Annotated in this window: 11 protein-coding genes; 8 read left to right on the top strand and 3 right to left on the bottom strand. The window is 47.4% G+C overall.

The genetic code is table 11. The features are described from left to right. The first annotated feature begins 58 nt into the window (after window positions 1-58). Window positions 59-1,375 (top strand): ArgE/DapE family deacylase, encoded by a 1,317-nt coding sequence (locus NKU06_RS08550; protein ID WP_254730026.1) that lies wholly within the window; start codon window positions 59-61, stop codon window positions 1,373-1,375. A gap of 340 nt (window positions 1,376-1,715) precedes the next feature. Continuing rightward, window positions 1,716-2,867 (top strand): ArgE/DapE family deacylase, encoded by a 1,152-nt coding sequence (locus tag NKU06_RS08545; RefSeq protein ID WP_254730024.1) that lies wholly within the window; start codon window positions 1,716-1,718, stop codon window positions 2,865-2,867. A gap of 85 nt (window positions 2,868-2,952) precedes the next feature. On the opposite strand, the gene lolD is transcribed toward NKU06_RS08545, so the two are convergent. Continuing rightward, window positions 2,953-3,627: a lipoprotein-releasing ABC transporter ATP-binding protein LolD gene (lolD, locus tag NKU06_RS08540; protein WP_254730023.1), complete on the bottom strand. Its 675-nt coding sequence runs from the start codon at window positions 3,625-3,627 to the stop codon at window positions 2,953-2,955. A 10-nt stretch (window positions 3,628-3,637) separates the two neighbouring features. Beyond that, window positions 3,638-4,882, bottom strand: a complete 1,245-nt coding sequence (locus NKU06_RS08535; RefSeq protein ID WP_254730022.1) for a lipoprotein-releasing ABC transporter permease subunit — start codon at window positions 4,880-4,882, stop codon at window positions 3,638-3,640. A 222-nt stretch (window positions 4,883-5,104) separates the two neighbouring features. Here NKU06_RS08535 and NKU06_RS08530 point away from each other — a divergent pair, with 222 nt between their 5' ends. Further along, window positions 5,105-6,070, top strand: a complete 966-nt coding sequence (locus NKU06_RS08530; RefSeq protein WP_254730019.1) for a hypothetical protein — start codon at window positions 5,105-5,107, stop codon at window positions 6,068-6,070. A 67-nt stretch (window positions 6,071-6,137) separates the two neighbouring features. On the opposite strand, the gene NKU06_RS08525 is transcribed toward NKU06_RS08530, so the two are convergent. Then, window positions 6,138-6,530: an ArsC/Spx/MgsR family protein gene (locus NKU06_RS08525; RefSeq protein WP_254769549.1), complete on the bottom strand. Its 393-nt coding sequence runs from the start codon at window positions 6,528-6,530 to the stop codon at window positions 6,138-6,140. A 121-nt stretch (window positions 6,531-6,651) separates the two neighbouring features. On the opposite strand from NKU06_RS08525, the gene leuS reads away from it, so the two are divergent. The 5 genes from leuS (at window position 6,652) to NKU06_RS08500 (ending at window position 14,606) form a co-directional block, all read left to right on the top strand. Then, on the top strand, window positions 6,652-9,282 hold the full coding sequence (leuS, locus tag NKU06_RS08520; protein ID WP_254730015.1) for a leucine--tRNA ligase: 2,631 nt from the start codon (window positions 6,652-6,654) through the stop codon (window positions 9,280-9,282). Beyond that, entirely contained in the window at window positions 9,282-9,797 is a 516-nt protein-coding gene (locus NKU06_RS08515) for a hypothetical protein (RefSeq protein ID WP_253223291.1), read from the top strand. Before leuS ends, NKU06_RS08515 begins: the two co-directional genes overlap by 1 nt. After that, entirely contained in the window at window positions 9,797-10,816 is a 1,020-nt protein-coding gene (gene holA / locus NKU06_RS08510) for a DNA polymerase III subunit delta (protein WP_254730013.1), read from the top strand. Before NKU06_RS08515 ends, holA begins: the two co-directional genes overlap by 1 nt. 413 nt (window positions 10,817-11,229) lie before the next feature. Continuing rightward, the gene (locus tag NKU06_RS08505) at window positions 11,230-12,564 is read left to right on the top strand and encodes an efflux RND transporter periplasmic adaptor subunit (protein WP_254730010.1); all 1,335 of its coding nucleotides are present in this window, start codon (window positions 11,230-11,232) and stop codon (window positions 12,562-12,564) included. Between the two features lie 8 nt (window positions 12,565-12,572). Next, window positions 12,573-14,606 carry a MacB family efflux pump subunit gene (locus NKU06_RS08500; RefSeq protein ID WP_371928006.1) on the top strand — a complete coding sequence of 678 codons (2,034 nt, stop codon included), beginning with the start codon at window positions 12,573-12,575 and terminating at the stop codon, window positions 14,604-14,606. Window positions 14,607-14,627: the final 21 nt, after the last annotated feature.

Raw genomic sequence — 14,627 nt, 5'->3', positions numbered from 1 at the left:
CGGCGAAACTTATGGTTTCACCTTTTTCATTTTATAAACCAAAAAAAAAGAGTATCCTATGTGCGAAACTTTATTAGATCACTTATCTACCGATTCAAATGCCACTAACAATAACAAACCCACTGCTCCACAGATCAGTAACGAGCAGCGTACAGCATTGACGCTGCTGTGCGACTTAATCAAAATTGACAGCCAAAACGATCATGAAGCCAAAGTCGCTCTTCATTTACAGGAATTTTTGGCGTCTTATGGTATCTCATCAGAGCTGGTTGAGTTTTGTAAAGATCGGTCAAGTTTGGTTGCTGAAATTCATAATGGCAATGGTAAGACGCTTGCCATCTCAGGACATATGGATGTGGTGAGTGCTGGTGATGTTAGTCTTTGGACGCATCCGCCATTTTCGGCACACATCGATGATGATGGTGTGCTGTGGGGCCGGGGTGCATCGGATATGAAATCAGGCCTTGCTGCACTGGTGATGGCGATGGTTCATCTGAATGAGACCAAAAACTTCACTGGCACGATTCGCCTGATGGCGACCGTCGGCGAAGAAGTTGGCGAATACGGCTCTCAGCAGCTGACCAAGCTTGGTTATATGGATGATGTCGATGGCTTACTGATTGCTGAGCCGTGCAATGTCGGCATCATCCATGCCCACAAAGGCTCGCTGAATTATAAAGTCATCGCCAAAGGTGTTGCTACGCATTCATCTATGCCTGAGCTTGGCAATAACGCCATCGAGCAGCTGAATAACGCCATGATGCAGATCACTGCCGATATCCGAACCAAGGCTGATGCCATCACCAATCCACTACTTGGCAATACCCTGCATAATATCACGCTCATCCAAGGCGGCACGCAGGTAAATTCCATTCCAGATCATGCTGAATTTGAAGCCAATGCCCGCACCATCCCTGAGTATGATAACCAAGCGGTCATCCATGACATCCAAGCCATCATCGATACGCTGAACACCCAAGACGGCTATGAGCTAAGTCTAATCATCACCGCCGATCAGCCGCCTGTATACGCCGCACCAGATTCACCATTGATTCACAGCATCATCGATACCACCCAAGATCTGCCAAGATTACAAGTACCTTATCTACTAGATAGCATGGGTCAAGTACTGAACCAAGACTTAAGCACCCTTGCCAAAAGATTCCCCAAGGGACTTGCGCCGATCACAGCATCGGGTACGACCGATGCTGCACAGTTTTTGCGCCATCAAAATGATGTAGATTTGGCGGTTTATGGGCCAGGTATCCCAATGCTGAACCATAAGATCGATGAGCGGATCAATATCGGACAGTATTTTGATTTTATTGATGCATATCAAGCAATCATTGCCAATTATTTAAATAGCAAATCGTAATCTTGGTCATGCACATTGATCTGATTGATTTAGCCATGCAACGATGTGCGCATGGCTTTTTTGACCCTGTGGTCAAAGTTTGGATAAGCGCTCACCTTGCAAACTTGCCATTAACGCTTTAAAGTATACTCATATCATACAACGGAGTGTACCATAAAAGCCTTGATGTCATTAATGCTAGTAACAGGATTGCTATTTGGGACGCCTGCTTTAGCAAGCACCAAGCCAACTTATGATCCCGCCACCAATGAATCCATCCGCATTTTGCGAGATATAATCCAAATTCCATCAAAAAAACAACCATGAAGCCCGGGTTGCTGAGTATCTGCATCTGCGTGATGTGCTTAAATCGCACGGCATTCAGGCGACTTTGATTCTCTATGCGCCTAGTCGCAGCAATCTAATTGCCGAGATCTGTAATGGCAAGGGTAAAACGCTTGCCATCTCAGGGCACATGGATATCGTTGATGCTGGCAACCCTGCCGAGTGGTCGCATCCACCGTTTTCGGCACACATCGATGACGATGGCGTAATGTGGGGTCGGGGTGCGACAGATATGAAGTCGGGACTGTCGGGACTGGTGATGGCGATGATTCGACTGAATGAGACCAAAAATTTTACTGGTACGATTCGTCTGATCGCCACCGTCGGTGAAGAGGTTGGTGAACTTGGTGCAAATCAGCTCACTACCCTTGGCTACATGGATGATGTCGATGACCTACTGATTGCCGAACCAAGTAATGTCGGCATCATTCATGCACACAAAGGATCGCTGAATTATAAAGTCATCGCCAAAGGTGTTGCTACGCATTCATCTATGCCTACCACAGGTAAAAATGCCATCGACGCACTCACGCTAGCGAAGATGATCATTAATGGCGAGCTCCAACAAAAATTCAATACCGCCGATAATGCCATACTTGGCAAAGGATTTAGCAATGTCACTTTGATTAAAGGTGGCAATCAAATCAATTCCATCCCAGACCATGCGGAATATCAAGCCAATGCTCGCACCGTGCCTGAATTTGATAATCAAGCAGTGATTGCCGAAATTCAACGCATCATTGATCAACTCAACAGCGAACAAAAACTCAATCTCTCCTTAGAAGTCACCGCCGATCTGCCGCCAGTAGAAGCCAAAGCATCATCACCACTGATCGATGCCATCATCGACACAGTCAAGGATCAGCCCTCACTTGGGGTGTCGGCGCAGTTCGATCTGATGCAGTCTGTACTTAAGCAAGATCTGAGTGCTGCCAAGCAGCGATTTGGCAAAACGCAAATCTCACCGATGGCCGCCTCAGGCACGACCGATGCGGCGCAGTTTTTGCGGCATCGTGATGGCATAGACCTAGCCATCTATGGGCCAGGTATTCCAATGCTCAATCATAAGATTGATGAGCGGGTACCACTTGAGCAATATTTGGCATTTATTGATGTCTATGAACAGGTCATCAGTCGCTATCTGACATCCAGTACCACATCCAAATAATCCAAGCTTAACAATACAAAAGGCAGAAATCAAATTTCTGCCTTTTGTCATTTTGTACTTTTATTATGAGTCATTTAACCTAGCATTATGCCCACTGACCACTTTTCATCTCAAGAATCTTGTCAGCACGGGCAGCCAGCTGTCTGTCATGCGTCACCATCAGTAGTGCCATGCCGATGGATGACTGCAATTCGGTCAATAGCTCAAACACTGCAGTAGCATTTTCATCATCCAAATTGCCCGTCGGCTCATCTGCCAAGACCAGTGCAGGCTCCGTGACCAAAGCACGAGCGATCGCCACACGCTGACGCTCACCACCAGACAGCTCGCTTGGGCGATGATGCAGTCGATGACCCAGCCCTACACGCTCAAGCAATGCATTGGCACGGCGTTCAGCTTCTTTGATGCTGATATCAGCTCGCATCAGTAGTGGCATAGCGACATTTTCGGTGGCACTAAATTCAGCGAGTAGATGGTGAAACTGATACACAAAGCCCAGATGCTGATTGCGTAGCTCGCCACGGCGTGTCTCATTAAGCTGATTTAGGCAGGCACCTTTTAACCATACTTCGCCTGTGGTTGGTGTATCCAGACCACCCAGCAGATGCAGCAGTGTCGATTTACCCGAACCGCTACTGCCGACGATGGCGATACGCTCGCCCGCCTGGACGGTGAGATCCAATCCCGATAGGACGGTGGTTTTGATTTTGCCTTCGTCATAGACTTTGCTGATATTTTTGGCTTCTAAAATGATACTCATCACACACCCCTTATTCGTATCGCAAAGTCTGAGCAGGCTCGATGCGAGATGCTCGTAGTGCTGGATAAATCGTCATCAAAAAGCTCAGTAAGAACGACGCGGTCATGATCATCACCATATCCAGCACTTGCACTTCTGATGGTAAAAAGTCCACAGGATACACACTGCCGTCAAACAAACTGACACCAAACACACTGCTGATACCGACGACGATGTCATTGACAAATACCGCCAAAGTCACCCCAAGTGCCGTTCCCACGACCGTACCAATCACGCCGATGATCATACCTTGTACCATAAATACTTGCATGATAAGCTTGGGCGATGCACCGAAGGTCTTTAAAATAGCAATATCTGATTTTTTGTCAGTGACAAGCATCACAAGGCTTGAGACGATATTAAAGGCAGCGACGACGACGATTAAAAATAGCAATAAGCCAATCATCGCTTTTTCCATCTGGATCGCACCGAACAAGCTGCCATGCGTCTGCGTCCAGTCCGTGCTATGTAGGCGCATCGGATCGATATTGACCGCATTATTTGCCACTTTTGGCGCGGTGAAAATATCATCAAGCTTCATGCGCAAACCTTGTGCCCCTTCAGGTAGCCTAAGCATCACACCAGCATCACGCATCTGCACAAAGCCCATCACATCATCAATCTCTTTATTGATATGGAATACGCCAACCAAGGTAAACCGCTTAAAGCGCGGAATCACCCCTGCTGCCGATGGCGTGGCTTCTGGCAGTACCAAGGTGACTTGATCGCCCAGTTGTAACCCCATCGAATACACCATCGACTCACCAAGCACAATGCCAAACTCACCTGCTTTTAGATTATCAATACTGCCTGCGGTCATGTGCTCATCGACGATCGAGACCTGCTTTTCGTATTCAGGTTCGATGCCCGTCACCATAATGCCAGCCACCTGCCCTTGCGCGGTGAGCATCCCTTGTAGCTGAATAAATGGCGCGATTGCTTGCACATCTTTATTTTCGGTTTTGATACGCTCAGCCAAAGGCTGCCAGTCGCTGATGATATCCGATGACATCACTGCCGCCTGCGGAATCATGCCTAGGATGCGCGATTTGATTTCGCGATCAAAGCCATTCATCACCGACAACACCGTGATCAGCACCGCCACACCCAGCGTAAGCCCAATCATCGAGATCAGGGAAATGAAAGAAATAAAGCCGTTTTTGCGCTTTGCCTTAGTATATCTAAGCCCAATAAACAGCGCCAAAGGACGAAACATAGATTTTTCCACTTAAGTAAATAATCCGATTAGTTTAGCATTTTTTCACCCAAACACCAACAAAAGCCTCGCCAAAGCCTGATAATTTACCAATTTTTATACCATTGGGAGAATTGACAGCAAATTTTTTACCGCGTTTGTCTTGGCGAAAATCACCATATTTAGGCTTGATATTTTTGTGCTTATCCCCATGTAAGGAACAATTGTCACTGAGAATTTATCATGAGCACTCAAACTTTTAAGTTTCACTACTCACATGAAACCACTCCAGTTAAGATCGATTTGCCTTGTGATGTCAATGCCAGCCACGGCGATCATTGGGCAATTTTGACCGATGATATCGCAGGGGATGTCCCGACTTGGCTGCAGTCGATGCTGGATAAAGCAACCTTGCCACATGGTCTAAGCCGCCAAAACAGCGAAAATAACAGCAAGCTTTTACTTGGCATGAATGACACTTGTCATATCAAACAAATCTTAACCATGTCTGAAGGCAAGCCACAAGCATTCATCAATGCTTTCCCTGCGGTACACAGCCCATACGGTATGACTTGCCAAATCGATCGCATCATCCGCTGTGATTCGACATCGGATGCGATTTTGTGCCTAAGCACCCCAGATGGCGCGACCGTCTATGCTTTCGATCAGCTGTATGCCGCCAATCGCACCGACTATCGCACACCGAAGAAATACTATGTTAATTTCAGTGCGTGGGCGTACCACATCGAGCCGAGTAACCAAGACGAAACCATCTTGGTCGAAGATCAAGAAGCCATCCGCCATCATCGCGCCTTTAATGACATCGTCGCCAAAAACAACGGCAAAATCCCTGATGACATCGATGAGAAAATCCGCGCATGGCAACCTGAAGACAGTGGCGAGCTTGCCCCTGTTGAGATCAATCTTGGGCATATGTGCGCTTATCTGTATGGTGAAACATTTGGTCAAGAAGATGAAGCCTGGTGCCAAGGTCAAGTACTTGGCAAATCACAGACCAAGTTTTTTGACAAAGACATCACCTTGTTTGATGTTGTGATACTGCGTGAGCCTGATGCTGATCCATTCGTCGTGCGTATCGCTGCGGTGAGTAATGACACCACCGATGGCATTCAAGTGCATGATTATATCCAAGCCAATATTTGGCTACAATGCGCTATCTATGCGGATAATCAAAAGCAGGTGAAATAAGCCAATACCACAAAAAAAATCGTTCATAGCATCCAGTTATGAACGATTTTTTATTATCTTTGATGAATCAGCCAAACACCGCTTGATATTCACCATCATCAAAGCCAATCACCACAGCTGCCTTACCATCTTTTTTTTCCCCAATGATGATTGGGCGTTTTAACAAGCTTTGATTATCCTTAGCAATCTCATACAGCTTTGCGATGTTCTCATCACTTGGATTACCGATGGCATCATCGATCAGCGCTTTGGTTGCATCGTCAAATTTACGGTAGGTTGTGCCTTTTTTATTCACCACTTTATCCGCGCCAAACTTGGCAATAAACTCCGCAAAAGTCTTGCCATCAAGTACTGATTTTTTATAATCGAAAAACTCATAAGCTACGCCAAGTTCGTTCAGTTTATCAAAGGCTTTTTTCATGGTATTGCAATTTTTGATGCCATAAACTGTGATTGTCATCATATCCCCCCAAAGTTTTTTGGTTAAATTTGGCAAATTATAGCAAATTCTTGGCATTTTTCGGTATAATACGATGTTATTTTTCACAATTTAATTTTAATTTGCTATTTTGGATAAAGACATGAAAATTTCTTTAGAAAATTATGATTTTGCCAGCATCGAAAGCCAGTTGCAAGCCCAATGGGATAATGACAAGCGCTATCACACCACCAACGAGCCAAGCGATAAACCGACTCGCTATATGCTGTCAATGTTCCCTTATCCAAGTGGCAAACTGCATATGGGTCATGTGCGTAACTATGCCATCACTGATGTACTAAGCCGTTATTATCGCCAAAAAGGCTATGATGTCATGCAGCCGATGGGCTGGGATGCGTTCGGTCTGCCTGCCGAAAACGCCGCCATCGCCAATGCGGTCGCCCCTGCCAAGTGGACCTTCCAAAACATCGATAATATGCGTGAGCAGCTAAAGGCATTGGGTCTATCGATTGACTGGTCTCGTGAATTTGCCACCTGTACGCCTGAATACTACCGCTGGGAGCAGTGGCTGTTTTTACAACTCTACAAAAAAGGCTTAGTATACAAAAAACTTGCCACCGTAAACTGGGATCCTGTGGATAATACCGTCCTTGCCAATGAGCAAGTGGTGGATGGTCGTGGCTGGCGTTCAGGTGCGATTGTCGAAAAACGCGACATCCCGATGTACTATTTTAAGATCACCGACTATGCTGATGAGCTACTTGATGACCTAAAAACCCTAGAAGGTCATTGGCCAAAACAAGTACTATCAATGCAGCACAACTGGATTGGCAAAAGCCGTGGCATGGAGCTAGATTTTGCTTATCATATCGATGGTAATGACGATGTACTGCGTGTATTCACCACTCGCCCTGATACGGTGATGGGTGTCAGCTATCTGGCTGTGGCCGCCGAGCATCCATTGGCACAATACGCCGCCAAGCAAAACGAAGCCATCGCTCAGTTCTGCGCTGAATGTAAACAAGGCTCTGTGGCTGAAGCTGACCTCGCCAAAGCCGAAAAAGTCGGCATGGATACTGGTCTATTTGCCAAGCACCCTATCACTGGCGAAAATGTCCCTGTCTGGGTCGCCAACTATGTACTGATGAGCTACGGCTCAGGTGCAGTGATGGGCGTTCCTGCGCATGATGAGCGTGATTTTGAATTTGCCAATAAATACAACCTGCCAATCACCCAAGTCATTGACTTCAAAGACAAACAAGGTCAATACGACAGCCGTGAGTGGCAAGAATGGTACGGCGATAAAGACACAGGCTACTGCATCAACTCAGGCGTACTTGACGGTCTGTCATCAGCTGATGCCACCGCCAAAGTCGAAGAAATCGTCAGTGCCAAAAATCTTGGCAAAGCCACCATCCAATACCGCCTGCGTGACTGGGGCGTGAGCCGTCAGCGTTATTGGGGCTGCCCAATTCCGATGGTAAACTGCGAATACTGCGGTACCGTCCCTGTCGATGAAGCGGATTTGCCAGTGGTGCTACCGACCGATGTCATCCCTGACGGTCGTGGTAATCCACTCAAAAATATGCCAGAATTCATCAACTGCACCTGCCCAAAATGCGGTCAGCCTGCCGAGCGTGAGACAGATACTTTTGATACTTTTGTGGAGTCTAGCTGGTATGCACAGCGTTTTGCCAGCCCACATGATGATGCGCAAATGATTGACCGTGCTGCAGCTGACAAATGGCTGCCTGTGGATCAGTATGTTGGTGGTGTTGAGCACGCTGTCCTACATTTGCTATACGCACGCTTCTTCCACAAGGTGATGCGTGATGAAGGCTTGGTGAGCGGTGATGAGCCATTTGCAAATCTACTTGCCCAAGGTATGGTGCTGGCTGGTACTTATTATCGTGAAAATGCCGATGGCTCAAAGTCATACTATTTCCCACATGAGATCGACCTTGTGATGAATGGTACTGAAGTCAGTGGCGCGACACTCAAAGCTGATGGCGAACCTGTCATCATCGGCAAAATCGAAAAAATGAGTAAATCAAAAAACAACGGTGTCGATCCCCAAGAAATCATCGAGCAATACGGTGCAGACACAGTGCGTCTATACACGCTATTCACCGCCCCTGCTGATCAGACTCTCGAATGGTCAGATTCAGCACTCAAAGGCCCGCATAACTTTGTCAAAAAAGTATGGCGTACTGTTGGCGAACATATTGACGCCATCAGCAATAAAACCGTTGGTGATATCGATAAAGCCAATTTATCAAAAGCTGCCAAAGACCTACGCCGTAAGACACACGAAACCATTGCCAAAATTGATGTCAGCCTAGGTGAGCATTTGGCACTAAATACACCAGTCTCTAGTCTGATGGAGCTGTGCAATGAGATCGCAAGCTTTAGCGTGAGTGATGACAATGACCTTGCGGTGCGTGATGAGTCGATCCACGCACTACTGACCATGCTGTCGCTATACGCGCCACATGTGGGTGAGTACCTGCTTGATGCGCTTGGTGTCGATGTGCGCACGGTTGCTTTCCCTGCGCTTGACGAATCCGCCTTGGTCAATGACACCATCACCATGGTCGTGCAAGTCAATGGTAAAGTGCGTGGCAAGATGGAAGTCGCTGTTGGCACGGACAACGCCACTTTAATCGCCAATGCCAAAGCACTAGAAGGCGTGGCAAAATTCATCACCGGCGAGATCAAAAAAGAAATCGTCGTACCAAACAAACTGATCAGCTTCGTCGTAGCAGGTAGCTAATGAAAGCCAATAACCTAATCCGTGCAAGCCTACTTGCGGTGAGTGTCTTTTCACTGACCGCCTGTGGCTTTGCGCTGCGTGGCGTGGGGACCAATAGCCAACAGCTTGCCCCTGCCTATCATCAAGTCACCATCAGCACTGCCGATGATCCAACGGCATATGCGTTCAAATACAAGCTTGAAACGCGTCTGTCTCAGCTTGGCGTCAATAGCACAAGTGATGCCGCTCAGCAGATTCGCATTGATAATTTGCGCTATCGCCGCTATGAACTGCTTGGGATTTTGACCGAAGTGCGTCTATTATTGATGGCGGATGTCACTTATCAAGTCGATGGCAAGACCCACAGCTATCCGATCCAAGTCGAGCGCAGTTATCAGTACAACCAAGGTACTGTCGCCACCAGCGATCAGCAAGGCGAACAAGCACAAAACTGGCTGCAAAATAACTTAGCCGAGCGCATCGCCGAGCAGTATTACGCGCTTGCCACACAGTCAGGCAGCAAGGGTACACCCTAGTGCAGCAACGCTTTTTGGCGATTTTACAGTCACTTGCCAAGACCCCTGCTATCAGTGGCTTGTGGCTTGCGCATTCTGATGAACCATTGACCTTGCAGTGGCTCATTGATGCCTGCCGTCCCAGTTGGCGCGCGCATCATCAAGTCATTAAGCGTATTGAGCTTGGCAGCCCTAAGCAGTGGCAAGAAGTCATCAATGAACTTGGCAGTCTGTCACTGTTTGATGATGCCAGTGCCATCATCGTGACAGGCAAGCACAAGCCTGATGCCGCCGCCCTTGCCGAGCTTGAGCGATTCGCCCAAGATGTCAAAGATGGTCAAAGTCGGAACCATTTGATTTGGCTTTTACCCAAGCAAGACAAAAAAGCCCAAGCTACCAAAGCTGTAAAGCTGTTTGAAACGCATGGCGCGCTGATCGATGCCAATGTCTATAACGAAAATCAGCGGCAAGAAATCCTAGCCTTTAAAGCACAGGAACTCTCACTCAGTCTTGACCGTGGTGCATGGCAAGTGCTGATGAGCCATACCGAGCATGATTTATTGAATGCTTATCAGACCTTGTGGCGATTGTCATTTAACCATACCACGCCCAATCAAAGCACGCCGACCGCCATCGATGCTGACACCTTGATGACGCTACTGACCGATGGCGGCAGCTTTAGTGTGTTTGATTTATCCGATGCACTGATTCAGCAAAACGCCACGCAAACTTTAAAAATCCTACACCACCTTAAGCAGACCGACACCGCGCCAAGCATCATCCTATGGGCAATTAATAAAGATGTGCAAGCCGTCGCAGGACTGCAAGCAGGCAAAGATCCACAAAGCCTTGGCATTTGGCGCAATAAAGAACACAGCTATCGCACACTGTCGCACCATTTATCACCGATGATGATTAATCAGCTGCTGAGCGAGATTTATGCCATTGATAAAAGCATTAAAGGTCTTAGCGATGATAATACTTGGCGGCAATTTGAACGGGTTGTGATGATGATTTGCGGTGTGGGTTTGTTAGCTTAATTGACAATTCATAAAATAAAGTCAGCAGCATAAAGCTTGTTCCACGCACCGATAAGAGCCAAAATTTTTATTTTGGGAAATAACTCATTTAAAATCAAATAATTATATCTCATTAATACATACAAAGCACCCTAAATTTTTTAATTTTTAAAATATCTGATTATAAAATTTATAAATTAAACCACCACCCCAACCCCAAATTTACAAAAATACAACATTTCACTACATAAGTTACATTCGTTCAAATTTTTCTCTAAATAAAAATTGTTATCATTCACACGGATTAATTTTAACAATACGACGATAAAACGGTCATTTTATCATCAAAATAAGATGTGCAAATAAGCACAAGCTTGAAATGCGCCAAACTTATCTTTTGATTGATCAGACCATGCATTGACCCAAGTAATTTTATGACTTCTAGCAAACCTGTTCGCAAACCGATCAAACTCACCCCGTATATCAAATGGATCGTCTTAGCCATTATCCTTGCGATATTGGCTTTTTTTGGTTATAAAAAGCTAAACCCCGACCCCGTCGCTCCTGAATATCTCACCACTACCGTCAAAAAAGGCGACATTGAAAACACCGTATTGGCATCAGGCAAAATCAAAGCCATCGAAACGGTTGATGTTGGCGCGCAGGTCTCAGGTGAAATCGTGCGTCTGTATGTCGATGTCGGCGATCAAGTCAAAAAAGGCGATGTCATCGCACAGATCAGCCAAGTCGAGCAAAAAAATGTCGTCTCCAATGCCGAAGCCAGCCTTGCTCAAGCACAGTCTAATCTCAATCAAGCACGCGGTGATCTTGCCAGTCGCGAAGGTGATGTCGTCAGTGCCAAAGCCACGATTGCCACGCGCCAAGCTGAGCTAAAAAAAGCCGAACAAAGCTTTAATCGCTTAGCAGGATTGATCGACATCGATGCCATCAGCCGCGAAGAATACGACGATGCGCGCGCAACACTGGACATTGCCAAAGCCAATCTTGCCGCTGCACAAGCCAGTTATAATAACGCACTCACCGAAGTGAGCAACGCACGCCTTGCCATCGACAGCCAACAAGCCGCCATCACCAAAGCACGCAATGATGTCGTCACCGCCCAAGAAGATTTGCGCTATACCACCATCACCGCACCAATGGACGGCACAATCGTCTCAGTCAGCCAAAAACAAGGCACCACCGTCAATGCCAATCAGTCAGCGCCGACCATCGTCACCCTAGCCGACCTGAGCCGCGTGCGTATCAATGCGCAGATCTCAGAAGCGGATGTCGTGAACATCACGCCAAATATGCCAGCGCGCTTTAATATCATTGGCAATCCTGACATTCAATACGATGCCATGCTACGCGGTATCGAGCCTGCACCTGAGACCATCAGCAGCACGAGCAGTACCGACAGCGCGGTGTATTACATCGGCTATCTGGATGTGGATAATCATGAAGGTAAATTTCGCGTCGATATGACCGCGCAAGTCAATATCATCATCAATGCTGCGCGCGATGTACTGATCGTACCATCGTCAGCACTGATCGAACAAGACGGCAAAACCTTGGTGCGTATCCTAGGCGAAGATGGCTTTGCCAAACCTGTAGAAGTCAGTGTCGGCATCAATAACCGCGTCAATGCTGAAATCACATCAGGGCTAAAAGATGGCGACACCATCATCATCGGCGAACAAAGCAGCGATAATGGCAGCGGCAATAACAGTGACAATAATCGCCGCGGCAATGCACCGCGCTTGATGTAGGTGATGGCATGACGGATATTTCCAATAAACAGCCATCAGAACCAATGCTTGCAAATCAATCGCCACCAGATAAAGTACCATTGATCGAAGTGCGTGATTTGGTGCGTGATTTTCCTGCAGGCGATAGCAGCATTCGCATTTTGCACGGGATTAACCTGACACTATACCAAGGCGAGATGGTCGCCATCATCGGTCAGTCAGGCTCGGGCAAATCAACCCTGATGAATATCTTAGGCTGCCTTGATAAAGCAAGTGGTGGACAGTATCGCATCTTTGGGCGCGCGGTCGATGAGATGGACACCGAAGAGCTGGCACGCCTGCACCGCGAACATTTTGGGTTTATTTTTCAGCGCTATCATCTGCTTGGTGACATCGATGCTTTGGATAATGTCACGGTGCCTGCTGTCTATGCAGGGATGGATACCGTTAAGCGTAAAGAGCGTGCCGCGCAATTGCTTGGCGAATTGGGACTGGGCGAAAAACTACACAACCGCCCCAATCAACTCTCAGGCGGTCAGCAGCAACGCGTCTCCATCGCTCGTGCTTTGATGAATGGTGGTGATATCATCCTAGCTGATGAGCCGACAGGTGCACTTGATAGTCACTCAGGCATCGAAGTGATGAAAATCTTGCACAAGCTCAAAGATCGCGGACACACCATCATCATGGTCACGCACGATCCGAAGCTTGCCAGTGAAGCTGAGCGCGTGATCGAATTAAAAGACGGTCAAGTGATCAACGATTATTATACCGATCACGCCAAAGTACGCACGCCAAGTACGCACGATGATCATAGCCGTGAAAAATCGGTGAGTAAAAACGCCCTATTGGGATTTTTTGACCGCTTAACCGAAGCCTTTAAGATGTCGATCTACGCGATGAAAGCGCACAAAATGCGCACCTTACTCACCATGCTTGGCATCATCATCGGTATCGCATCGGTGGTATCCGTGGTCGGTCTAGGACAAGGCTCACAACAAAAAATCCTAGCCGACATCAATCAGCTGGGCACAAACACCATCACCGTCATCGACGGCTATCCCTTTGGCGATCCGCGCCGCCGCTATGGACACGACAATCTCACCACCGCCGATGCCGATGCCGTCGCCGCACAGCCGTATGCCAAAAGCGTCAGCCCCCAAGTGGATAGCAATGTCACCGCACGCTACAAGAACATCGAAGCCACCGCCAGTGTCAGCGGTGTAGGCAAAGATTATCTGACTGTCACTGGTGAAAAACTGGTGATGGGGCAAGGTTTTAGTAGTCAAAATATCAATGATCTCACCCAAGACATCATCCTTGATAATAACGCTTATCAAACCTTTTTTAATGGTCAAGGCAATCCGATTGGCGAAATCATCTTGGTTGGCAATGTACCAGGGCAAGTGGTTGGCGTTTTATCAAGCAAAAACACGAGCTTTGGACGCGTCAATAACACACCACAGCTGTATATGCCTTACACCACCGTGATGCATCGAATGCTTGGCACAAGCTACCTAGACCGCTTTGTGGTGCTGATTGATGATGCGACACCATCGAGCGTCGCCGAGACCGCCATCAGTGATCTGATCAAATCTCGCCACGGCACCGATGATTTTAATATCATGAATACCGATTCCATCCGTCAGACGGTCGAATCCACCACAGGCACGATGACCTTGCTGGTATCGTCCATTGCCATCATCTCGCTCATCGTTGGCGGTATCGGCGTGATGAATATCATGCTCGTCTCAGTCACCGAACGCACCAGCGAAATCGGTGTGCGCATGGCGGTCGGCGCGCGCCAAAGCGACATCATGCAGCAGTTTTTGATCGAAGCGATTTTGGTGTGCTTACTTGGTGGTATCTTGGGCGTTGCGCTTGCTTTTGGCATTGGTGAGCTGATTAATAAATTTGCTGGCGGGAATTTTAGCGTCGTATATTCGACCTTATCCATCGTCGCAGCTTTTATCTGCTCAACACTGATTGGCGTGGTCTTTGGCTTCTTACCTGCGCGCAGTGCATCACAGCTAAATCCTGTGGATGCGTTAAGCCACAACTAACCCAAACAGCCGATGATGCAC

It is taken from the genome of Moraxella sp. FZLJ2109, from assembly GCF_024296965.1.
Classification (GTDB): Bacteria; Pseudomonadota; Gammaproteobacteria; order Pseudomonadales; family Moraxellaceae; genus Moraxella.
This window is presented reverse-complemented; position numbering and strand designations above follow the sequence as displayed.